This is a genomic window from Pseudomonas sp. (assembly GCF_035277045.1).
Taxonomy (GTDB): domain Bacteria; phylum Pseudomonadota; class Gammaproteobacteria; order Pseudomonadales; family Pseudomonadaceae; genus Aquipseudomonas.
The window spans coordinates 1-20,579 of record NZ_DATELE010000181.1 but is presented as its reverse complement, the minus strand read 5'-3'; the positions used below and the strand labels follow the sequence as shown (position 1 = coordinate 20,579).

20 protein-coding genes are annotated in these 20,579 nt (G+C 65.2%); 11 read left to right on the top strand and 9 right to left on the bottom strand.

Features of this window, described 5'->3' with window-relative positions:
* Positions 1 to 6: 6 nt before the first annotated feature.
* A complete protein-coding gene (locus VJS90_RS09230) occupies positions 7 to 270 on the bottom strand; it encodes a YebG family protein (RefSeq protein WP_324121228.1) in 264 nt (87 codons plus the stop codon).
* A gap of 258 nt (positions 271 to 528) precedes the next feature.
* Here VJS90_RS09230 and VJS90_RS09225 point away from each other — a divergent pair, with 258 nt between their 5' ends.
* Positions 529 to 999: a phosphate-starvation-inducible protein PsiE gene (locus VJS90_RS09225; protein WP_324121226.1), complete on the top strand. Its 471-nt coding sequence runs from the start codon at positions 529 to 531 to the stop codon at positions 997 to 999.
* 122 nt (positions 1,000 to 1,121) lie between these two features.
* Positions 1,122 to 1,451 carry a hypothetical protein gene (locus VJS90_RS09220; protein ID WP_324121224.1) on the top strand — a complete coding sequence of 110 codons (330 nt, stop codon included), beginning with the start codon at positions 1,122 to 1,124 and terminating at the stop codon, positions 1,449 to 1,451.
* 3 nt (positions 1,452 to 1,454) lie between these two features.
* Here the strand turns inward: VJS90_RS09220 and VJS90_RS09215 are convergent, their stop codons facing one another.
* From VJS90_RS09215 to VJS90_RS09195, 5 genes are all read right to left on the bottom strand, one after another.
* Complete coding sequence (locus VJS90_RS09215; RefSeq protein ID WP_324121222.1) at positions 1,455 to 1,748, bottom strand: DUF3509 domain-containing protein; 294 nt, start codon at positions 1,746 to 1,748, stop codon at positions 1,455 to 1,457.
* Positions 1,749 to 1,934: 186 nt separating this feature from the next.
* Positions 1,935 to 2,294, bottom strand: a complete 360-nt coding sequence (locus tag VJS90_RS09210; protein ID WP_324121220.1) for an HPF/RaiA family ribosome-associated protein — start codon at positions 2,292 to 2,294, stop codon at positions 1,935 to 1,937.
* A gap of 175 nt (positions 2,295 to 2,469) precedes the next feature.
* The gene (fecA, locus tag VJS90_RS09205) at positions 2,470 to 4,794 is read right to left on the bottom strand and encodes a TonB-dependent Fe(3+) dicitrate receptor FecA (protein ID WP_324121218.1); all 2,325 of its coding nucleotides are present in this window, start codon (positions 4,792 to 4,794) and stop codon (positions 2,470 to 2,472) included.
* A gap of 126 nt (positions 4,795 to 4,920) precedes the next feature.
* Complete coding sequence (locus tag VJS90_RS09200; RefSeq protein WP_324121216.1) at positions 4,921 to 5,847, bottom strand: FecR family protein; 927 nt, start codon at positions 5,845 to 5,847, stop codon at positions 4,921 to 4,923.
* Positions 5,844 to 6,338: a sigma-70 family RNA polymerase sigma factor gene (locus tag VJS90_RS09195; RefSeq protein WP_324121214.1), complete on the bottom strand. Its 495-nt coding sequence runs from the start codon at positions 6,336 to 6,338 to the stop codon at positions 5,844 to 5,846. The genes VJS90_RS09200 and VJS90_RS09195 overlap by 4 nt, the downstream gene beginning before the upstream one ends.
* Before the next feature lie 175 nt (positions 6,339 to 6,513).
* On the opposite strand from VJS90_RS09195, the gene VJS90_RS09190 reads away from it, so the two are divergent.
* The 5 genes from VJS90_RS09190 to VJS90_RS09170 all read left to right on the top strand — a co-directional run bounded on the left by VJS90_RS09190 (position 6,514) and on the right by VJS90_RS09170 (position 12,504).
* Positions 6,514 to 6,819: a DUF3649 domain-containing protein gene (locus tag VJS90_RS09190; RefSeq protein WP_324121212.1), complete on the top strand. Its 306-nt coding sequence runs from the start codon at positions 6,514 to 6,516 to the stop codon at positions 6,817 to 6,819.
* Positions 6,816 to 8,393 (top strand): PepSY-associated TM helix domain-containing protein, encoded by a 1,578-nt coding sequence (locus VJS90_RS09185; protein WP_324121210.1) that lies wholly within the window; start codon positions 6,816 to 6,818, stop codon positions 8,391 to 8,393. Before VJS90_RS09190 ends, VJS90_RS09185 begins: the two co-directional genes overlap by 4 nt.
* On the top strand, positions 8,393 to 8,719 hold the full coding sequence (locus VJS90_RS09180) for a DUF3325 domain-containing protein (RefSeq protein WP_324121208.1): 327 nt from the start codon (positions 8,393 to 8,395) through the stop codon (positions 8,717 to 8,719). The genes VJS90_RS09185 and VJS90_RS09180 overlap by 1 nt, the downstream gene beginning before the upstream one ends.
* Positions 8,720 to 8,822: 103 nt before the next feature.
* A complete protein-coding gene (locus tag VJS90_RS09175) occupies positions 8,823 to 9,995 on the top strand; it encodes a sigma-70 family RNA polymerase sigma factor (protein ID WP_324121346.1) in 1,173 nt (390 codons plus the stop codon).
* Positions 9,996 to 10,095: 100 nt separating this feature from the next.
* Positions 10,096 to 12,504: a TonB-dependent receptor gene (locus tag VJS90_RS09170; RefSeq protein ID WP_324121206.1), complete on the top strand. Its 2,409-nt coding sequence runs from the start codon at positions 10,096 to 10,098 to the stop codon at positions 12,502 to 12,504.
* Here the strand turns inward: VJS90_RS09170 and VJS90_RS09165 are convergent.
* Positions 12,501 to 13,376 carry an AraC family transcriptional regulator gene (locus VJS90_RS09165; protein WP_324121204.1) on the bottom strand — a complete coding sequence of 292 codons (876 nt, stop codon included), beginning with the start codon at positions 13,374 to 13,376 and terminating at the stop codon, positions 12,501 to 12,503. The two genes, VJS90_RS09170 and VJS90_RS09165, sit on opposite strands and share 4 nt — an antisense overlap.
* A 176-nt stretch (positions 13,377 to 13,552) precedes the next feature.
* Here VJS90_RS09165 and VJS90_RS09160 point away from each other — a divergent pair, with 176 nt between their 5' ends.
* The 3 genes from VJS90_RS09160 to VJS90_RS09150 all read left to right on the top strand — a co-directional run bounded on the left by VJS90_RS09160 (position 13,553) and on the right by VJS90_RS09150 (position 17,095).
* Positions 13,553 to 14,461: a DMT family transporter gene (locus VJS90_RS09160; RefSeq protein ID WP_324121202.1), complete on the top strand. Its 909-nt coding sequence runs from the start codon at positions 13,553 to 13,555 to the stop codon at positions 14,459 to 14,461.
* 69 nt (positions 14,462 to 14,530) lie between these two features.
* A complete protein-coding gene (locus tag VJS90_RS09155) occupies positions 14,531 to 16,033 on the top strand; it encodes a glucosyltransferase domain-containing protein (RefSeq protein ID WP_324121201.1) in 1,503 nt (500 codons plus the stop codon).
* Positions 16,034 to 16,156: 123 nt separating this feature from the next.
* Positions 16,157 to 17,095 (top strand): glycosyltransferase family 2 protein, encoded by a 939-nt coding sequence (locus VJS90_RS09150; RefSeq protein WP_324121199.1) that lies wholly within the window; start codon positions 16,157 to 16,159, stop codon positions 17,093 to 17,095.
* A gap of 91 nt (positions 17,096 to 17,186) precedes the next feature.
* Here VJS90_RS09150 and VJS90_RS09145 read toward each other — a convergent pair whose 3' ends face one another.
* Complete coding sequence (locus tag VJS90_RS09145; protein WP_324121197.1) at positions 17,187 to 18,158, bottom strand: D-glycerate dehydrogenase; 972 nt, start codon at positions 18,156 to 18,158, stop codon at positions 17,187 to 17,189.
* Positions 18,159 to 18,233: 75 nt separating this feature from the next.
* The gene (locus tag VJS90_RS09140; protein ID WP_324121195.1) at positions 18,234 to 19,181 is read right to left on the bottom strand and encodes a LysR family transcriptional regulator; all 948 of its coding nucleotides are present in this window, start codon (positions 19,179 to 19,181) and stop codon (positions 18,234 to 18,236) included.
* A gap of 188 nt (positions 19,182 to 19,369) precedes the next feature.
* Between VJS90_RS09140 and VJS90_RS09135 the strand changes: the two genes are divergently transcribed.
* The coding region (locus VJS90_RS09135) for an efflux transporter outer membrane subunit (RefSeq protein WP_324121193.1) at positions 19,370 to 20,579 on the top strand (1,210 nt) is incomplete at its 3' end.

The window sequence follows — 20,579 nt, the reverse complement described above, 5'->3', positions numbered from 1 at the left end:
ACCGCGTTACGAGTCCGAGCTGCCGTCGAGCAGTTCAGCCAAGGCATCGGGCTGGCTCTTGAAGGCCCGCGCGAATACATCGCGGTTCTTCGCCATGTAGATACCGGCTTCTTCCACCTGCTGTTCGCTCAGCGAAGGCACGGCCTTTTGCAATACCTCGGCCAGCCGTTCGGCCAGTTCGAGCATCTTGTCGTGACGGTCTGCTTCGGCCTTATCCATGAACAAGCGCTCCGGGTCGCGGCTGCTGCGGTATACCACTTCGACGGCCATTCATCACCTCATGTGCCTTTATGCTGGTTGATCAGTGTTTAGCTGTATTTATATACAGTATTCCGGATTCGTCCCCCGCCTGCAAGCCGCTGATGGCGATTTATCCACCGGCGGCCCCGTCATAGCGTAGCCGCGACGTGCCTTGCGGCAATCGGTCACCTTCTCAGGAACGGGGCCTGGCCCTTTAACTGCATGACACAAAAGCCGTCACCTGCGATGGCGCATCATCCTTCACGTCGTATCGGGAACCTGTAGAACATGAACATCAAATGGGCTGAAAAGCTGCGCAAGGGCCTGCACGGTTCGGCCGACTCGCTCGGCAACCTGTGCGTGGAGTCTTTCCATTACCTGGCCTTGTTCGGCATCGGCGGCATCACCGCCTGGGCCGCCGTGGTGACCTTCTTCGGCATGCTCGACAAGGGGAGCGTGAATGTCGATGACATCCTGCTGCTGTTCATCTACCTGGAGCTTGGTGCCATGGTCGGCATCTACTTCAAGACCAACCACATGCCCATCCGCTTCCTGCTCTACGTGGCGATCACCGCGCTCACCCGCCTGCTGATCGGCGACGTGTCGCACCACAAGGCGCCCGATGTGGGGCTGCTGTACCTGTGCGGCGGCATCCTGCTGCTGGCGTTCGCCATCCTGGTGGTGCGCTACGCGTCGTACCGCTACCCCTCGGCCAAGGTGATCGATGCCAGCGGACAGGAGCTCGAAGAGGGCAAATAAGCGGGGCGGTAGTTAGTTAGCGAACGTGAACGCGCGATGGGCAGTTCAATGGCCGGGCGTGCAAGGCCATGGATTCGCGGCGCGGCGCCGCGGGGGCTGTACGTTTTGGAAAGGACAACGACATGACTCAGACCGGAGCTTACGAGCAGTTCATCCACTCGGTTCGCCTGCGCCTGGCCGACAGCCTGCGACAGCACGGGCTGGACCCGGACCAGGTGTTCATCAATGAAATCGAAGACGTGGTCGGCCAGCAGGTCATCAACTCCAGGAGCCTGGTGCTGGAAGCCGTGGCCTGGGTCGAGCGGGGCGAGGAGCCCACGTATGATCCAGGGCTGTTCGGCGTGTTCAGCGCGCCGCACTCGTTCGAGCAGGAGCACCGGGTGGGTACCCTGCGCCTCTCGGACTTCGAAAGGATGATCCGCCTGATGCTGGACGCGCCGCCCGGCGCGTAGGGCTCAGGCAGGAGGCAGGGACCCGCAACGGGTTCCTGTTGAAGACCTGGCCAAGGACGCGAGCATTTCCACCGCGTTGTCGCCTTGCTCGATCGCCATGCCGAAGCGGATGCTCTCGATCAGCCGTTGCAGGCGGACCGGGTCGTTGCGCTGGGCTTCGGAAATCAGCCGTTTGGCCACCACGCCATCGTCGTTTGAAAGCGTCAGCACGATACTGCCATCCAGCCGCTCGATGCTGAGGTTGACGCGGTATTGCGGCGCGAAGGCATCGCTGATCATGTCGAAGGGATTGGTCATGGGAGGGGCCGGGTCGGTCAATGTATGTGCAGGAGTTGACCGGGTATCGGAGGATGGGTTCAGGCAGGGCGACGAGCTGTGGCGTGGTTTCAAGGAATCGCCGCGGTACTTGCCGGAAGCCGGCTTCAAAAAGGTCTTTTCAACGGGCCACGAAAAAGCCCGGTGCCTGGCACCGGGCTTTCTGGATCACTCTTCCAGTTCGCGCTCGGGCTCGCTGTGGGGCAACACGCTGCGCTTGCTGCGCAACTTGCCGTACAGGTGATCCAGCGCGTTGTTCAGTTTGGTGGCCGCGCCTTCGACCGCTTGTTCCAGCGAGGTGGCGGTGTGGTTCACGGACACCGGCTGATGCCCTTTGGGCCGCGCCTCCAGCTGGCAGCGCTTGTCGTGCGGACCGGGCTTGGCGCCGTTCTCGTCGCGCAAGTGAACCTCGATGCGGGTAAGGTCCTCTTCAAATCGTTCGAGCGTGCTTTCCACCGTGCTGCGAACCCACTCGTTCAGTCGTTCGTTGCCTTGGATATGGTTGTCGCTGTTGACCTGGATCTGCATGATTCAATCCTTATTCAGCTAGCTCGAAAGAGGCAGGCCACGGCTGTTGCAGCCTGTGGGAAAATTTGCCTCTTGACTCTAAGGTCAGGCAATCGACCGACGATTTCAACCCCTGGGCAAATATAAATTTCTTGTAGCAAAAACCCGGCGGATGCCGGGCTTTTGCTGTCGCACCTCAGAACGCGACTGATGTCTGCAGGTACAGCGTGCGTGGCTCGCCCACGTACTTGCCCTTGTTGTTGTCGTCGAAAGAGCGTGTGTAGTACTGGCGATTGAACAGGTTTTTCACGCCCACCGCGACGTTCAGGTTCGACAGCGCCGGGCCAAAATCGTAGGCCGCGCGGGTGCTGACCAGCATGTAGCCAGGGATGCGCCCGGTGCTGCCATCGGCGCTCTCGCCATGGGTATTGGCATTGTCGGCAAACTGGCTGCTCTGGAAGCTGCTGTCCAGGTCCAGCTTCCATGGACCGTCCGTGTAGCCCAGGCCCAGGGTGCCCTTGTGGCGGGACGAGAAGGGCACGCGGTTGCCCTTGTTCACCCCGTCCTCGCGAATGGTCGCGTCGACAAAGGCGTAGGTGGCATAGACGTCGAAGCCCGCCAGCGCGGGGCTCAGGCCATCAAGGGCGTATCTGATGCTGGTCTCGACGCCTTGATGGCGGGTTTCGCCACGGGCAATCACCGAGTCGTTGGTCTGGTTGCTCTCGTACTGATTGTCGAAGTTGATCAGGAAGGCCCCGATCTCTGCCTGCAGGTTGCCATTGTCGTAGCGGGTGCCGACTTCCCAGGTGCGCGCCTTTTCCGGTTTCACCTCGCCGCTGCTGACCCGGTTGGGCATCTGGCTGTACTGCACGCTGCCGAACGAGCCTTCGGTGTTGGCGTAGAGGTTCCAGTTTTCGGTGAGGTGGTACATCACGTTCAGCGCGGGCAGGGCGGTGTTGTAGTCGCCCTGGTAGCGCTGGCCGTTGAGCTTGTTGGTCTGCTCGGAGTCGATCATCTCGTAGCGGATGCCCGGGGTCAGCGTCCAGCGGCCGATGTCGATGCGGTCATCGAGGAAGATCGCATGCGCCTCGGTGCTGCCGCGGGTGTCGCGGTCGTTGGTGCTGCCGGTGGTGGGCAGTTGCCCGGTGCTGGTCGGCTCGCGGTACCTCAGCTCGTGGCCCGCTTCGCTCACGTAGCGATAGCCGATGCCCAGCTCATGCCAGCTGTCGCCCAGCGCCAGGCCCTGGGAGAAGCGGGTCTCGATACCGCGCACCCAGTATTCGCGAGGCGAGAGCGAGACGAAGTTGCCCTGGTCGAGGTAGCCGCTGCGCAGGGTCTTGGTGAAGAAGCTGTTGACGCTGAACTGGCGAGCGTCTTCCTTGTAGTCGTAGCCGACGTTGAACATGCTGCGGCGACCCCAGAACTTGTCGTTCAGACGGGTCGACTGATAAGGGTCGGCGGCGTAGTCGGCCACGTTCAGGCCGCCAGGCATCTGCGCCTCGCCGTCGTAGTACTGGGCCATGGCATGCAGGCTGTTGGCGTCGTCGAGTTGCAGCTTGCCCTTGAGGATCAGGTCATCGATGCGGGTGTCGCTGTGTTCACGCCAGTCCCCGCCACGGGTGCCGGAGTAGAGCAGGGCGCCGCCCAGGCCGTTGGCGTTGGTGCCGCCGACCAGCAGGTTGGCGCTGTTCTTGAAGCCATCGTGGCTCGACGAGGGGCTGATCTGGTTTTGCATGCCGGCCTTGAACGTCGCCTCCTCGGGGATCGCCCGGGTCACGAAGTTGACGATGCCGCCGACGTTCTGCGGACCATAGCGCACCGCGCCGCCGCCGCGCACCACGTCGACCGCGTCCATGTTGCCCATGCTGATCGGGGCGAACGACAACTGCGGCTGGCCATAGGGCGCGAACGGCACCGGGATGCCGTCCATCAGCACGGTCGAGCGCGACGCCAGGCGCGGGTTGAGGCCACGGATGCCGAAGTTCAGCGCCATGTCATGGCTGCCGGTGCCGTTGTTTTCCGGCGCGTTGACGCCGGGAACACGGTTGAGGACCTCGCGGGCCGTGGTGGCGCCACTGCGCTCGAAGGTCTCGCGGCGGATCACGTCACGCGCGCCGGGGTGCTCGAAGACATTGTCCTGCTGCGCCTCGCCCAGCCAGTCGCCCACCACGGTAGAGGCGCCGAGCTCGACCGCCGTCCCTGCCTCGCCCACTGGTTGCAGGCTGTAGGCGTTGTCCGCCTCGGCGCGCGCCGTCAGGCCGCTGCCGCGCAGCAGCGTGTCGAGCCCGTCGCGCGTATTGTACTGGCCGTCCAGACCGGGGCTGAGCAGGCCTTGGGTCAGTTGCGAGCCAAACGAAACCAGCACCCCGCTTTCCCGGCCGAACTGGTTCAGGGCGTCTTCCAGCGAACCGGCGGCGATGTGGTAGTGCTGCAAGGCCTGCTCGGCGGCCTGGGCGCAGGGCAGGGCGGCGGTGAGGCTGGTGGCGAGCAGCAAGGCATGGGCGAGGGGGCGCAGAAGCATGTACGGGGTCCTTGGGAAGGGGGTTCTGCCTTGTCTGTCACGCGAGAAGGGAAAAATGGCTCAGGGGATTGCAGAAAAATGTGTAGGACTGTCAGCTGCACCGCGCTCCTGAGCCAGGCAGGACCATCAGACCCGCGCCTCCACATTCACCCAATACCGCGTAAACCGCCGTACCCTCACCGGCAGCGCCACCTCCAGCATTTCGAGAATCCGTTCACTGTCAGCCAGCGGATAACTCCCGGAAATCCGCAACCCGGCCACCTGATCGCTACACCCAAGCTGCCCGCTGCGATATCGCGAGAGCTCCGCCAGAAAATCACCCAGGCGCATCTGCGAAGCGACCAGCATGCCGTCGACCCAGGCACCGGTGTTTCGATCCGCCGCCGCAATGCCCTGCCACCCGCCCTCGGCGAATCGCGCCTGCTGTCCGGCAATCAGCGCCTGCCCGGCAACGCTGGCCGTGCCGCTGTACACCGATACCCGGCTGAAACGCTCGAACTGGCGCACGTTGAATCGTCCGCTGCCCAGTTGCATGACGCCTTCAGCCGTACGCAAGGCCAGCGGCCTCAAACCATCCGCCACCTCCAGCAACAACTCTCCCTCGATCAGCCGCACCTGCCGCATCTGCCCATCGAACCGCACGTCGGCGGCGCTGCGGGTATTGAGGTCCAGCGTGCTGCCGTCGGCCAGGCGCATGCGCCGACGCTGCCCGACCGGGCTGCGGTAATCCGCCATCAGCCCCGGCAGCGGGTTGTGCTGTTGCAGGCCAAGGCCGGCCGCGCTGGCAAACCCCACCAGCAGCAATGCCTTGAGTGCCCGGCGGCGGGCAGGCGATGGGGGTGCCTGCAGGGTCGCGTGCACCACCGGCGAGACCACGCCGCGCAAGCGCTGGTTGACCTGCTGGATATGCGCCCACGCGCGCTGGTGCTCGCTGTCGGCTTGCAGCCACTGGGCCAGCGCCTGCTGATCGGACTGGCCGAACGCATCGCCCTGGGATTCGATCAGCCAGTGCACGGCCTGCTCGGCCACCTGGGGAGAAAACGAGGTGTTCACAGGGCGAAATAACAGCGCAGGGCCGCCTTGTTGAGGTAACGCTTGACCGTGGCCAGGGAAATACCGAGCTCGGCGCCGATCTGTGCATGGCCAAGGCCGTCGACCTGCGCCAGCAGGAAAGCGCGCTTGACCAGCAGGGGCAGGCCGTCGAGCAGCCGGTCGAGCTCCAGCAGGGTCTCGAAGATGATGGCCCGGTGCTCTTCCGAGGGCGCCAGGTCTTCAGGAACGCTGGCCAGCGCCTGCAGGTAGGCACGCTCCAGTTCCTGGCGGCGGAAGTGATTGCACATCACGCGCTTGGCGACGGTGGTGATGAACGCGCGCGGCTCGATCAGCTGCGGTGCCTCGCGCAATTGCAGCAACCGGACAAAAGTGTCCTGGGCCAGGTCCGCCGCGCTGTGTGGGCAACCCAGGCGGCGACGCAGCCACTGGGTCAGCCAGTTGTGATGGGCGTGATAAAGGCCTTCGACCGAGGAAGAAAGGGCACTGGGCACCGTAGGACACTCCGGCGCCTTCTAGCGCAACTGGAAGCAATAATTGTTCGCATTGTATTGGCGAACCTGGCGTCTCGGCAATCCTTCGGAGGGACAAGGCAGGCACACGTAATGTCACTTTGCTTATGCGAATTGAAATCATTACTATTGCACCCTCATTTTTCGGACCCCTTCGATGAAAAGCAAAAGTGCCGGGCTGCCCGTCAGCTATCGTCTGGCCGTGACCTCGCGCAGCCTCGCTGCGCTGCTGGGCGGCTACCTGCTGGCCTCGATGGCGAGCATCTGCATCGCCTTTCTGGCGCCGCTGCCAAAGGTCGATGCCGTGCTCACCGGCATGATGCTTTCGTTCGTGTTCTATCTGCTGGCCTTCATCTGGTGCTTCGCCTGCCGCAGCGCCTGGCGCGCATGGCTGGGCGTGCTGCTGCCGAGCCTGACGCTGGCGATGATCAACGGCCTGGCCTACTGGATGAAAACCCCATGAAAGAAGGCTTCCGCCAGGCGATGGCCTGGCTCCACACCTGGACCGGCCTGATTTTCGGCTGGCTGCTGTTCGCCATTTTCCTGACCGGGACGATGTCGTATTTCAAGGACGAGATCAGCCACTGGAGCCAGCCGGAGGTACGCAGCTATCCGCTCGACCCGGCGGCGAGCCTCGGGCTTGCCCAGCAGTACCTGCACGCCAATGCAGGCAAGGCCAGCGGCTGGTTCATCCGCCTGCCCAGCGAGCGCGAGCCGGCGCTGAATGTCGGCTGGAGCGAGGGCGGCGGTGGCCGCCGCGGTTTCACCAACAAGGAACTCGATGCCCGGAGCGGCCAGGTTGTCGAGGCACGCGACAGCCGCGGCGGCGACTTTTTCTACCGCTTCCATTTCCAGCTGGAGATGCCCCATCCCTGGGGCCGCTGGCTGTCGAGCTTCTGCGCGTTCATCATGCTGCTGGGGCTGGTGACCGGGATCATCACCCACAAGAAGATCTTCAAGGAGTTCTTCACTTTCCGCCCGGGCAAAGGCCAGCGCTCCTGGCTCGACGGACACAACGCCATCGGCGTGCTGGTGCTGCCCTTCCACCTGATGATCAGCTACAGCAGCCTGGTGCTGTTCATGTACATGGTCATGCCGGCCGGCATCATGGCCAGCTATGACAACCCGCGCAGCTATTTCAGCGAGCTGTTCGGCCAGTCCGAGGCGCCCAGGCCGGCAGGCATCGTCGCGCCGATGGCCTCCTTGCCCGCGCTCTATGCCAAGGTCCAGGAGCAGGCCCCTGGCGCGCGTCTGGGCTGGATCGAGGTACAGAACCCGGGCGACCAGAACGCACGGATCAACTTCACCCGTGGCGCGTCCGATGGCATCGCCTCCCGGGGCGGTAGCTGGAGTTTCGATGGCGTCACCGGTGAGCTGCTCAAAAGCAGTGCCGGGCAAAGCGCGGCGATGACCACCTCCTTCACCATCGGCGGCCTGCACATGGCCCACTTCGCCGGGCCCTGGCTGCGCTGGCTGTACTTCCTGTTCGGCGTGGCGGGCACGGCGGTGATCGGCACCGGCCTGGTGATGTGGCTGGGCAAGCGCCAGCTCAAGCATGCCAAGAGTGCAAGCCTGCCCACCGAGCTGCGCCTGGTCGAGGTGCTCAACATCGCCAGCATGAGCGGCCTGCTGCTGGGGGTGGCGGCGTTTTTCTGGACCAACCGCCTGCTGCCGGTGGCCATGCAGGGACGCGCCGACTGGGAGGTCAACAGCTTCCTGCTGGTGTGGGCGCTGTCGTTGCCGCACGCCATGCTGCGCCCGGGCCGCCGGGCCTGGGCCGAGCAGTTGGGGCTGGGCGCCCTGGCGTTCGCCCTGTTGCCGCTGCTCAATGCCCTGACCACCGGCCAGGGCCTTGACCACTCCCTCGCGGTGGGCGACTGGGCCATGGCCGGCTTCGACCTCACGGCGTTGGCGGTCGGCCTGTTCCTGGCCTGGGCGGCCAGCAAGATGTTGCGCGACCCGAAGCCGGCTGCCAAGCGCGTACCGCGCGCCGCCAAGCCCATCCCTGAAACCCTGGCCGAGCCCGAGGTGAATTGATGCTCAGCAGTGCCCTGATCGGTTTTGCCGGCTTTGCCGCCCTGTGCCTGGCCATGGAAAAGCACTTCAATGACCTGCTCAAGCGCAAGTCGACCTTGCCCCAGCGCCGGAGCCTGCGGGTTGCCGGCTGGGCGCTGTTGCTGCTGGCGCTGGTGCTGACCGTGCAGCAGCGCGGCTGGGGCCTGGGGCTTGTGGAGTGGATCGCGGTGCTGATGGCCGGGGTCACGCTGTGGGTGTTCCTGCTGCCCTACCAGCCGCGGCTGTTGCTGGGCCTGGCCGCCGTCAGCCTGGTGCTCGGGCCATTGCTGGCTGTGCTGCCTGGGTGAGCCGTTGAGCGAGCCGCGGTCCCTTCCCGAGCCTGGCCTGGATGCCGAGGGGGCAGGCGGCCGCGCGCTGTTCGTGCAAGTGTTCCTGGCGCAGCGGGCGCGGATGGAAGCGCTGGTCAGCCGACGCGTAGGTTGCCGTGCCACGGCATCCGACCTGGTGCAGGAGCTGTTCCTGCGTTTCTGGCGCCGCCCGCAAGTCAAGGTCGAAGCCCTGGACACCTACCTGCTGCGCTGCGCCGGTAACCTGGCCATCGATCACCTGCGCAGCGAAGGCAGCCGGGTACGCGCCGCCGAAGGGCTGCGGACACTGGACGCCGCCGCGGCGGTCCAGGCGCCGGAGCATGTCCTGGAAGTCGATCATGACTTGCAGCGAATCGAAGCCGCCTTGCTCGGATTGCCGGAGCGTACCCGGCAGATCTTTCTGCGCAACCGGATCCATGGCCATACCTACAGCGAGATCGCCGAGGCCCTGCAACTGTCCCGGAGCGCCGTCGAAAAGCATATGATGCGCGCCCTCCAGGCGTGCAAGACAAGCGTCGCCGAGCCCGCCTCATCACCGCGCCGGGCGCTGCGCTACGCGGCTGCCTGCCTGGTCCTGGTGCTGGCGTGGGGCACGGCGGCGGGTTGGCACCCTGGGTTCTGGCTGCAGGACCTGCAAGCCGACTACGTCAGCAACGAGCGCGTCCGGCAGGTCACCCTGGCCGACCGCTCCCAGCTCACCCTCGATGCAGGCACCGCGCTTGCGGTCGACTTCGAGCATGGCGAGCGGCGCGTGCGTCTCTTGCGCGGGGCTGCCTATTTCCAGGTCACCCACACGGGCGAACCGTTCCTGGTCGAGGCTGGCGGCGGCGAAGTGCGGGTGGTGGGCACCGCGTTCGAAGTCCGCGAGCAGGAGGATGGCGCCCAGGTCACGGTGCTCGGTGGCCGGGTGGCGGTCACGCCGTCCGCCGGGCAGGTGCCACGACTGCTCACCGCCAACCAGCAGATCGCCTATGCCCACGGCCAGGCCGGTGAAACGCTCACCGTCGACAGCGAGGCGCGGCTGGGCTGGCGCCAGGGGTGGCTGAACTACTACCAGGTGCCGCTGAAGACCGTGGTCGAGGATTTGCGGCGGTATTACCCAGGACGGATCCTGCTGCTCGATGCAGAGCTGGGCCAACGCAAGGTCAGTGGCAGCTTCCCGGTGGATGACCCGATGGCCGCGCTGGATTCGCTCGGCGCGGTGCTCGGGTTCGAGCGGCAGACGGTGTGGGGGCGGGTAACGGTGTTGCGGTAAGGCAGGCACCGCGCGAATGGTTTTTTTTCAATCCCCAGGTGAGGTACCTCACCTGCGCATCCGTGTAATGCACATCATCACCGTTCACAGGTCAGCGTTCATGAAGTCCCCCCTCTCAGCCGCGCGTTGCGTTTCTCTCCTGCTCGGCGTTTCGACCCTTGGCGCGTTGGCCTTGGCGCCCATGGCCAGCGCGGCGCAAGTCCACGACCAGCGGTTCAGCTTCGACCAGCCAGGCCAGCCGCTGGTCCAGGCGCTCAACGCCTTCAGCCATGTCACCGGCCAGAGCGTGGTCTACACCTTCGCGCTGCCAGGCCTTGAAGCGCCCGCATTGAGTGGCAGCCTCAGCGCCGAACAGGCCCTGCAGCGATTGCTGGGCAGCAGCGGCCTGACCTGGCAGCGCCTCGACGCCCGCACCTTGACCCTGCAGCCACGCGACGACTCGTCCGCCCTCAACCTGCAAGCCACCACCATCAGTTCCCAGCAGGACGCGGGCTACAGCTACCAGCCGCCGACCACCGCCTCGATCATGCGTGGGCAAGGCCCGAACCAGGACATCCCCCAGGCCATCAACGTGGTGCCCGCCCAGGTGATCCGCGACCAGGCCCCGCGCAACCTCGACGATGCACTGGCCAATGTCAGTGGCATCACCCAAGGCAACAACTTCGGCGGCACCTCCGACACGGTGATGAAACGCGGCTTTGGCGACAACCGTGACGGCTCGATCATGCGCGATGGCATGCCGATCGTGCAGGGCCGCGCGCTCAATGCCACCGCCGAGCGGGTCGAGGTGCTCAAGGGCCCGGCGTCGCTGCTGTACGGCATCCAGGACCCGGGCGGGGTCATCAACGTGGTCAGCAAGCGCCCGCAATTGCAGTCCTACAACGCCCTGACCCTGCGCGGTTCGAGCTATGGCAGCGGCAAGAACGGCAGCGGCGGCGGCTTCGACAGCACCGGCGCGATCGGCGACAGCTCGCTGGCCTACCGCCTGATCGTCGACCACGAAGACGAGGACTACTGGCGCAACTACGGCGTGCACCGCGAATCGCTGGTTGCCCCGTCGCTGGCCTGGTATGGCGAGGACACCCAGGTACTGCTGGCCTACGAGCACCGCGAATTCCTCTACCCGTTCGACCGGGGCACGGCGATCAGCAATGTCACCAACCACCCCCTCGACATTCCGTCCACCCGCCGCCTGGACGAGCCGTTCAACGACATGGAAGGGCGCTCCGACCTGTACCAGCTGGAAGTCGACCATCAGTTGGCCGATGACTGGAAACTGCACCTTGGCTACAGCTTCAACCGCGAAACCTATGATGCGAGCCAAGTGCGCGTAACTGGCGTCAACGATGCCCGTGGCACATTGAACCGCAGTATCGACGGCACCCATGGCGCCATCAGCACTGACCGCTTCGCCACGATCAATCTCGCCGGCACCCAGGAACTCGGCGGCATGCAGCATGACCTGCTGGTGGGCTACGACAACGAGTACCGCAAGGTCTACCGGGACGACCTGATCCGCCAGACCAGCCTTTCCACCTTCAGCTACCTCGATCCGGTGTATGGCCAGGAAGTCGAAGGCACCACGGTGCGGGCCAGCGACAGCGCCCAGACCGACAAGCTGCGCAGCGACTCGGTGTTCTTCCAGGATGCGATTCATCTGGATGAGCACTGGATTCTGGTGGCCGGTGCGCGTTTCCAGAAATACGACCAGCTTGCCGGACGCGGCCGCCCGTTCAACACCAATACCAACACCCATGACCAGGCCTGGGTGCCGCATGCGGGGCTGGTGTACAAGGTCGACGAGCAGCTGTCGTTCTATGGCAGCTACACCGAGTCGTTCAAGCCCAACTCCAGCATCGCGCCGCTCACCGGCGGGCTGGTGCTGGATTCGGCGATCGCGCCGGAAGAAGCCAAGTCGTGGGAGCTGGGCGCCAAGCTCGACATGCCCGGCGCGCTGACCGGCACGCTGGCGCTGTTCGATATCACCAAGCGCAACGTGCTGGTGTCCACCCTCGACAGCGCCAGCGGCGACACCCTTTACAGCAATGCGGGCGAAGTCCGTTCGCGCGGCGTGGAACTCGACCTGACCGGCCAGCTCAGCGAGCGCTGGAGCCTGATCGGCAGCTACGCCTTCACCGACGCCGAAGTGACCAAGGACCCGGATCTCAAGGGCAACCGCCTGCAGAACGTGGCCCGTCACAGCGGTTCGCTGTCGGCGGTGTACGACCTGGGCACGCTGTTCGGCGGCGACCGTCTGCGCCTCGGCGCCGGTGCCCGCTATGTCGGCGAGCGGGCTGGCAATTCGACCAACGACTTCGACCTGCCGGGCTACACCGTGGCTGATGCGTTCGCCAGCTACGAAACCCGCCTGGACGAGCACAAGGTGCGCCTGCAGCTCAACGTCAAGAACCTGTTCGACAAGACCTACTACAGCTCGGCGGTGAGTCGCTATGTGGTTGCCATCGGGGATGCGCGGCAGGTGAGCCTGTCCAGCACCTTCGAGTTCTAGTGGGCAAAGGCCGCGCGGTACTCGCCGGGGGTCGCGCCTAGCGCCTGGCGAAAGCGGTTGCTGAAGTGGCTGGCGCTGGCGAAGCCGCACGCCAGCGCCACCTCGCCCAGTGGCAGTCCGCCCAGGCGTAGCAGCTGGCAGGCCCGGTACAGGCGCCGGGCGAGCACGTACTGGTGGGGCGGCAGGCCGAAGCTTGCGCGGAACATGCGCGCGAAGTGGTATTCGGACAGGTTGCAGCGCTCGGCCAGCTCGCCCAGGGTGAGGGCCTGGTCCAGGTGCGCTTCGATGTACTCGCCAAGCTGGCGCCGCTGATGCGGGGCCAGCCCGCCCTTCAGGCGCAGCCCTTGGCGCAGACCCGCCTGGCTCAGCACCGCATGATCGACGATCGCGTGGGCCAGACTGCTGGCCAGCAGGCGTTCGCCAGGCTCGTTCCAGTCCAGGCCGATCAGCTGGCGAAAGCGCCGCGCCTGCTGGGCATCGTCGATGAAGGTCGCTTCGGTCAGCTGCATCTCCCGCGGTTCGCGATCGAGCAGGCGCACGCAGCCGAGGGCGAACTGCTCCTCGCTGATGTACAGGTGCGCCAGGCGGATTGCCCCGTTGACCACCCAGTTGGACTCATGGCCCGCGGGCATGATGCACAGCTTGTCAGGCCCGCCCTTGTCGGCGGGACGCTGGCGACGGAAGGTCCCGGTGCCATCGTCGATGTAGCACGACAGGGTGTGGTGGCTGGGCGCCTGATAGTCACGGGCGTCATCACGGTTGCGCCACAGCGCCGCGGCCAGGCCATCACCCAGTTGCGCGCTGTGCTCCAGCCGCGCGTGGGGCGAGGCGTGCATGGTGTTGAAGACTTGCAACTGGTGGAGTGAAGTCATGGGCGGGTCCTCTGGCGCCTATCCTACTGCGGTTGAGACGGGTGTGGAGGGGCAGGACGGGTAAAAGCGCAAGTTTGTGCAAGCGGGGTGGGTGAGGCCTGATGGAAAGTGGGGGCATCAGGAGCTGGGGCGCGAAGCGGCCCTGAAACAATCGAGCCACCCAGGAACCCTCCACCATGAACCTCTCCCTCTATCTCCTCACCGTGCTCATCTGGGGCACCACCTGGATCGCGCTCAAGCTGCAGCTGGGCGTGGTCGATATCCCGGTCTCGATCGTCTACCGCTTTGCCCTGGCCGGATTGATCCTGTTCGCCATCCTGCTGCTCACCCGGCGGCTGCAACCCATGGACCGGCGGGGCCACCTGATCTGCCTGGCCCAGGGCCTGTGCCTGTTCTGCGTGAACTTCATGTGTTTTCTGACCGCCAGCCAGTGGGTCGCCAGCGGCCTGATCGCCGTGGTGTTTTCCACCGCCACCTTGTGGAACGCGCTCAATGCCCGCGTGTTCTTCGGTCAGCGCATCGCGGCCAACGTGCTCGGCGGTGGCGCGCTGGGACTTGCGGGGCTTGGCCTGTTGTTCTGGCCGGAGCTCGCAGGCCACGGCGCCAGCCGCGAAACCCTGATCGGCCTGGGCCTGGCACTGCTCGGGACTCTGTGTTTCTCGGCCGGCAACATGCTCTCGAGCCTGCAGCAGAAAGCCGGCCTCAAGCCCATGACCACCAACGCCTGGGGCATGCTGTACGGCGCGGGCATGCTCGGCGTGTATTGCCTGGTGGCAGGCATTCCCTTTGCCATGGAATGGAACGCCCGCTACATCGGTTCGTTGATGTACCTGGTGATCCCGGGATCGGTGATCGGCTTCACGGCCTACCTGACGCTGGTCGGGCGCATGGGCCCGGAACGGGCGGCCTACTGCACGGTACTGTTTCCTTTGGTGGCGCTGAACGTTTCGGCCTTCGCGGAGGGCTACCAGTGGACAACGCCCGCCCTGACGGGGCTGGTGTTGGTAATGCTTGGCAACGTGCTGGTGTTCCGCAAGCCCGCGCCAAAGCACGCCAGGCCTGCGCGGGGTCCGCGCTGGGTCTGAACATTCGATGGTCGCCGCCGCATCGCTGTCTACACTTGCCGGGCACACTCAGCACGCAAGGGAACAGCCATGTCGACACCGGCACCGTGGGCCAGGCACCTGTCGCAGCGCGAGGTGCAGGTGCTGTGCCTGCTGGCGGTGGGCCTGCACCTGCTGCCGCTGCTGCTGGCCGACCATTTCTACATCGATGACAGCTGGCGCTCGCAGATGGCCGGCAACGGCTGGACCCAGGAAGGCCGGCTGCTGTCCGACTGGCTGTACGCCGGCCTGAGCTTCAGCGCCAGCGCGCCCAATCTGTTCCCGTTGCCGCTGCTGATGGCGGCCAGCGCCGTGGCCCTGGCCTTGGCTCGACTGGTCCGGCATTACTTTGTCGCGCCCCAGGCCAGTGCGGTGCTGGTGGTGCTGCCGCTGTGGTACAACCCGTTTTTCCTGCAGAACCTGTCCTACCAGTATGACGGCCCGGCCATGGCGCTGGCGATGGCGGCCGGGGTGCTGGCGATCACCCTTGAGCCGTCGCGCAGGCGCAACCTGGTCTACGGCGCGCTGTTGGTCGCGGCTTCCGTCAGTTTCTATCAGGTCACCATCAACCTGATCGGCGGCTTGTGCTGCCTGGAGGTCATGCGCCAGGTGGTGCAAGGTGCGGACGCGCGGCAGGTGGTCCGGCACGCGACAGGGCGCCTTGCCCAACTATTCGGCGGCTGCCTGCTGTATGTGCTCGGCGGTTTCCAGCTCATGTCACCCGTACGCACGCAACTCCTGGCGTTCGATCATCTGTGGCTTGCGGCGATCGGCCAGCGCCTCGGGCTGATCGCCGAACGGATCGGCCTGCTCGTCACCCCTGGCACGCTCTGGTTCAGCCTGGTGCTGCTGGTGCTGGCGGCGCTGGCGTTGACCGGCGAAATCACACGGGTAGTGCGCGGCGATCAGAGCCCTTTGTCCAGACTGGTCCTGTTGTCGGGCCTGTTGCTGCCCGCGCCGCTGGTCCTGCTCCTGATTCCGGGGCTCACCCTGCTGTTCGCCGACTTCAACGATGGGGCGCGCACCTTGATGGGGCTGGCCACGCCGATGGTGCTGGTGCTGCTGCTTGCCCATCGCCTGCTCGACAACTGGAGCCCGCGCCTGCCCGGGCTGCTGGTGGTGCCGCTGCTGTTCATGCTGTCGTTTTCGTTTGCCTACGGTCGGATCCTGCTGGTGCAGAAAGAATTGCAGCAGTCGCTGGCGTTCTCCCTGGCTCACGACATCAGCTCACGGCCGGCGCTGGCATCGGCGCCGCGGCTGTATCTGCTGGAGATCGGCTCGAGCGGCCAGTGGCTGCCGGCCGCGGCGGGTTCGTTCAAGGTCATGCCGGCGCTGAGGTACGTGCTCAATATCAACTTCCTGCTGCTGCCCGAGATGCTGCCCCGGGTGGGCCTGAGCAACTTCGCGTCACATGCGCCGCTGGATCGTCAGCAGGTTGAAGCGCGCAGCCCCACGCCGGTGATCGACAGCAAGTTCTACGCTATTCATCTGGTCGACGGCATCGGCTATGTGCTGATGAAAGTGCCGCGCGACCCGGAGACCTATCGATGGTGAGCTTGCGGCGTCGGCCTGATCGAAGGTCCGGTTCGCTGTGGGAGATTCCAGGGTCGAGTTCGATCCAGATCGGCGCGTGAACGCACGGTTTCCCATCGCTGTCATCCTTGGGACGAGGACGCCATGAACATTACCCTGATCGTGCCGGTGTACAACGAACAGGCCACCCTTGAACTGTTCTACCGCGCGGTGCGCGAGGAGCCCTCCCTGGTTGGCCTGGAGGTCGAGATCCTGTTCGTCAACGATGGCAGCAGTGACCGCAGCGAGGCCATCTGCGCCGAGCTTGCCGCGCGGGATGACAAGGTGGCGGTGGTCAACTTCTCGCGTAACTTCGGCAAGGAAGCGGCGCTGTTCGCTGGGCTGGAATACGCCGATGGCGATGCGGTGGTGCCGATCGATGTCGACCTGCAGGACCCGATCGCCGTTGTCGCGCAGATGGTCGAGCGTTGGCAGGATGGCGCCGACGTGGTCCTGGCCAAGCGCCGCGACCGCTCCGGCGACACCCGTTTCAAGCGCTGGACGGCCAGCCTTTACTACCGCCTGCACAACCGCATCGCCTCGACCCACATCGAGGAGAACGTGGGTGATTTCCGCCTGCTGGACCGCAAGGTGGTCGCCGCCATCCGCCAGTTGCCCGAGCAGCAGCTGTTCATGAAGGGCGTGTTGTCGTGGGTGGGTTTTCGCACCGAGATAATCGAGTTCAACCGGGCGCCGCGGGTCGCCGGGTCGAGCAAGTTCAACCTCTGGAGATTGTGGAACCTGGCGCTGGACGGGATTACCTCGTTCAGCACGGTGCCCTTGCGGCTATGGTCCTACATCGGTGGCCTGGTGTCGTTGTTCGCGCTCGGGTTCGCGGTGTACATGGTGATCGACAAGTTGCTGTTCGGCACGGATGTGCCGGGCTACCCGTCGCTGATGACGGCGATCCTGTTCCTGGGTGGGGTGCAGTTGATCGGGATCGGGATACTGGGCGAGTACGTCGGCCGTATCTACCAGGAGACCAAGCACCGGCCCCGGTATGTGGTGCGCAAGGTGCACGGGCTGCGGCGCAGGTTGAGATAGAGGTGATTGCCGACTGTCCACGGCGCAACCACTATCCTCCCACAGTGCCCGGCTGTGCCGGGCAGAAGCGGCCATGCGCCAAATAGGCTAGTTACTTCCACACCTGCGGATTCACCAGGTCCTGCGGCCGCTCGCCCAGCAGCGCCGCGCGCAGGTTGTCCACCGCGCGGCTGGCCATGGCCGCGCGGGTCTCGGCGGTGGCCGAGCCGATGTGCGGCAGGGTCAGGGCGTTGGGCAGCTGGAACAGCGGCGACTCGCGCAGCGGCTCTTTCTCGTACACATCAAGGCCCGCGCCGCGAATGGTGCCGCTGCGCAAAGCTTCGACCAGCGCGGCCTCATCCACCACCGGCCCGCGGGCAATATTGATCAGGAACGCGCTGGGCTTCATCAGCTGCAGTTCGCGGGTGCTGATCAGCTTGCGGGTGGCTTCGCTCAGCGGCACCACGATGACCACGAAATCGGCCTCGGCCAGCAGCTGGTCGAGGCTGCGGAACTGGGCACCGAGCTCCTGCTCAAGCTGCGGCTTGCGGCTGTTGCCGCTGTACACCACGGGCATGTTGAAGCCGAAACGGCCACGGCGGGCGATGGCCGCGCCGATATTGCCCAGGCCGACGATACCCAGCGTCTTGCCGTGCACGTCGCTGCCAAAGTGGCCGGGGGCGATGGTCGCCTGCCAGTTCCCGGCCTTGGTCCAGGCATCGAGCTCCGCGACGCGGCGGGCGCTGCCCATGACCAGCGAGAAGGCAAGGTCGGCGGTGCTTTCGGTCAGCACATCGGGGGTATTGGTCAGGGCGATGCCGCGCTCGTTGAAGTAGGCCAGGTCATAGTTGTCGTAGCCAACCGAGATGCTCGACACCACCTCAAGCTTGCCCGCGCCTTCGAGCTGGTCGCGGCCCAGCTTGCGGCCAACCCCGATCAGCCCGTGGGCCTCGGGCAAGGCTTCGTTGAACTGCGCGGCGATATCGCCTTGCCGGGCGTCAGGGACGATAACGTTGAAATCTTGCTGCAAGCGTTCGACGGTGGCCGGGGTGACGCGGCTGAAAGCGAGGACGTTCTTTTTCATCGGCAAGTTCTCTGCTGGGGCGAGGTCAATGAATAGCAACCTACCATTGACCCCAGCCCCCGTGCAGCAGCTTTTTCAGTTGGCGATCAGCAGCTCGTGGGTCTTCAGGTCCGCTTCATGGGCCGCCAGGATCTCTGGCAGCGAGTTGCGCAGGTACTCGACCCAGGTCTTGATCTTCGCATCCAGGTACTGCCTCGACGGGTAGATGGCGTACAGGTTCAGCTCCTGCAAACGGTAATCGGGCATCACCCGCACCAGGCTGCCGTCGCGCAGGCCGTCGATGGCCGAGTAGATCGGCAGGACGCCAACGCCCATGCCGCTGCGGATCGCGGTTTTCATGGCATCGGCCGAGTTGACCTGGAAAGGCGAGGACGTGATGGTGACCATTTCCTGCCCCTCCGGCCCGTTGAACATCCACTTTTCCAGCGGGATCACCGGGCTGACCATGCGCAGGCAGGCATGGCCCAGCAGGTCGGCCGGCTTGTGCGCGACGCCGTTGCGCGCCACATAGTCTGGCGAGGCGCAGACGATGCTGTAGGTAATCCCCAGGCGCTGCGAGACAAACCCCGAATCCGGCAGCTCGCTGGCGAGCACGATGGACACGTCGTAACCCTCGTCGAGCAGGTCGGGCACGCGGTTGGCCATGGTCAGGTCGAAGGTCACGTCCGGATGGGTCTCCCGGTAGCGGGAAATCGCATCGATGACAAAGTGCTGGCCGACGCCGGTCATCGAATGCACCTTCAATTGCCCTGCCGGACGGGCGTGGGCATCGCTGGCCTCGGCCTCGGCCTCCTCGACGTAGGTCAGGATCTGCTCGCAGCGCATCAGGTAGCGCTTGCCGGCCTCGGTCAGCGCGATGCGGCGGGTGGTGCGGTTGAGCAGGCGGGTTTGCAGATGGGCTTCGAGGTTGGAAACCGCCCGCGAAACGTTCGCGGTGGTCGTATCCAGTTGCGCGGCGGCGGCAGTGAAACTGCCCACCTGGGCTACGCAGCTAAAAGCACGCATGTTTTGCAGGGTGTCCATGGGTCGCTCTCAAGGTAGACGACAAAGTGTGACACGAAGTGACCGGAACGGTCTTTCGACTAAAGCCGGATTATCGCTGTTTTCGTAACAAAGATTCGCAGGAATACACGCTTATCGCGCGTCAGGCTGCCCCCTAGAATTGCGCTCTCCAAAGCGTCCTTCATTTTCTTCCTCGGGAATCTGCAGCTGTGCCGCGTCGCATCATCAGAGCGCTCAATGCGTTCAGTGCCTGTGCTCTTGGCTTGACCTTGAGCGGCTGTATCGGAACCTGGGGCATCGCCCCGCAAACCAAGACGCTGCAACCCGATTCCCTGACCCTTGATGCGGCCATTTCCGAGGCCGCCCAGGATGCCCACTGGCCCCGGCAGCAGTGGTGGCAGGCCTATGGCGATGCTCAGCTCGACCAGTGGGTGCAACTGGCCTTGGCCGGTAGCCCCAGCCTGGCGCTGGCCGCGGCGCGCGTGCGCGAGGCCAAGGCCATGGCCGGGGTGGTCGAGTCGGCTGAAAAGCTGCAGGGCACGGGCGATGCCGCGCTCAAGCGCCACAACTGGCCGGAGGATCAGTTCTACGGCCCCGGCGCGCTGTCGGGCGCCAACACCTGGGACAACAATGCCACCCTGGGCCTGAGCTACAACCTCGACCTGTGGGGCCGCGAGCGCAATGCCAGCGAACAGGCCGTGGACCGCGCGCACCTGAGCGCGGCCCTGGCCCGGCAGGCGCAGCTCGAACTGCAGAACAACGTGGTCAAGGTGTATATCCAGCTGGCGCTGCATTTTGCCCAGCGCGACATCGTGCAGGCCGAGCTGGCCCAGCAGGAACAGATCGTGGCCTTGGCCGAGCGCCGCCTGACCGGAGGCATCGGCACTCATTTCGAAGTCAGCCAGGCCCAGGCGCCGCTGCCTGAGACCCACCGCCAGCTCGACGCGCTGAATGAAGAAATCGCCCTGGCGCGAAACCAGCTGGCGGCGCTGGCCGGCCAAGGTCCGGGGGAGGGCGCGAAGCTCCAGCGCCCCAGCCTGACCCTGGGCGCGCCGCTGAAACTGCCCTCGACCTTGCCCGCCGAACTGGTCGGCCAACGCCCCGACGTGGTTGCCAGCCGCTGGCAGGTTGCCGCCCAGGCCCGCGGCATCGACGTCGCCCATGCCGGCTTCTTCCCCAACGTCAACCTGGTCGGTGGCCTGGGCTTCATGGCCACCGGCGGCGGCCCGCTGGAGTTTCTCACCGGGCGCAAGTTCAACTACAACGCAGGCCCGGCCATCAGCCTGCCGATTTTCGACGGCGGCCGCCTGCGCTCGCAGCTCGGCGTCGCCTCGGCCGGCTATGACGTTGCCGTGGCGCAGTACAACCAGACCGTGGTCGAGGCGCTCAAGGGCATCAGCGACCAGCTGATCCGCCGTG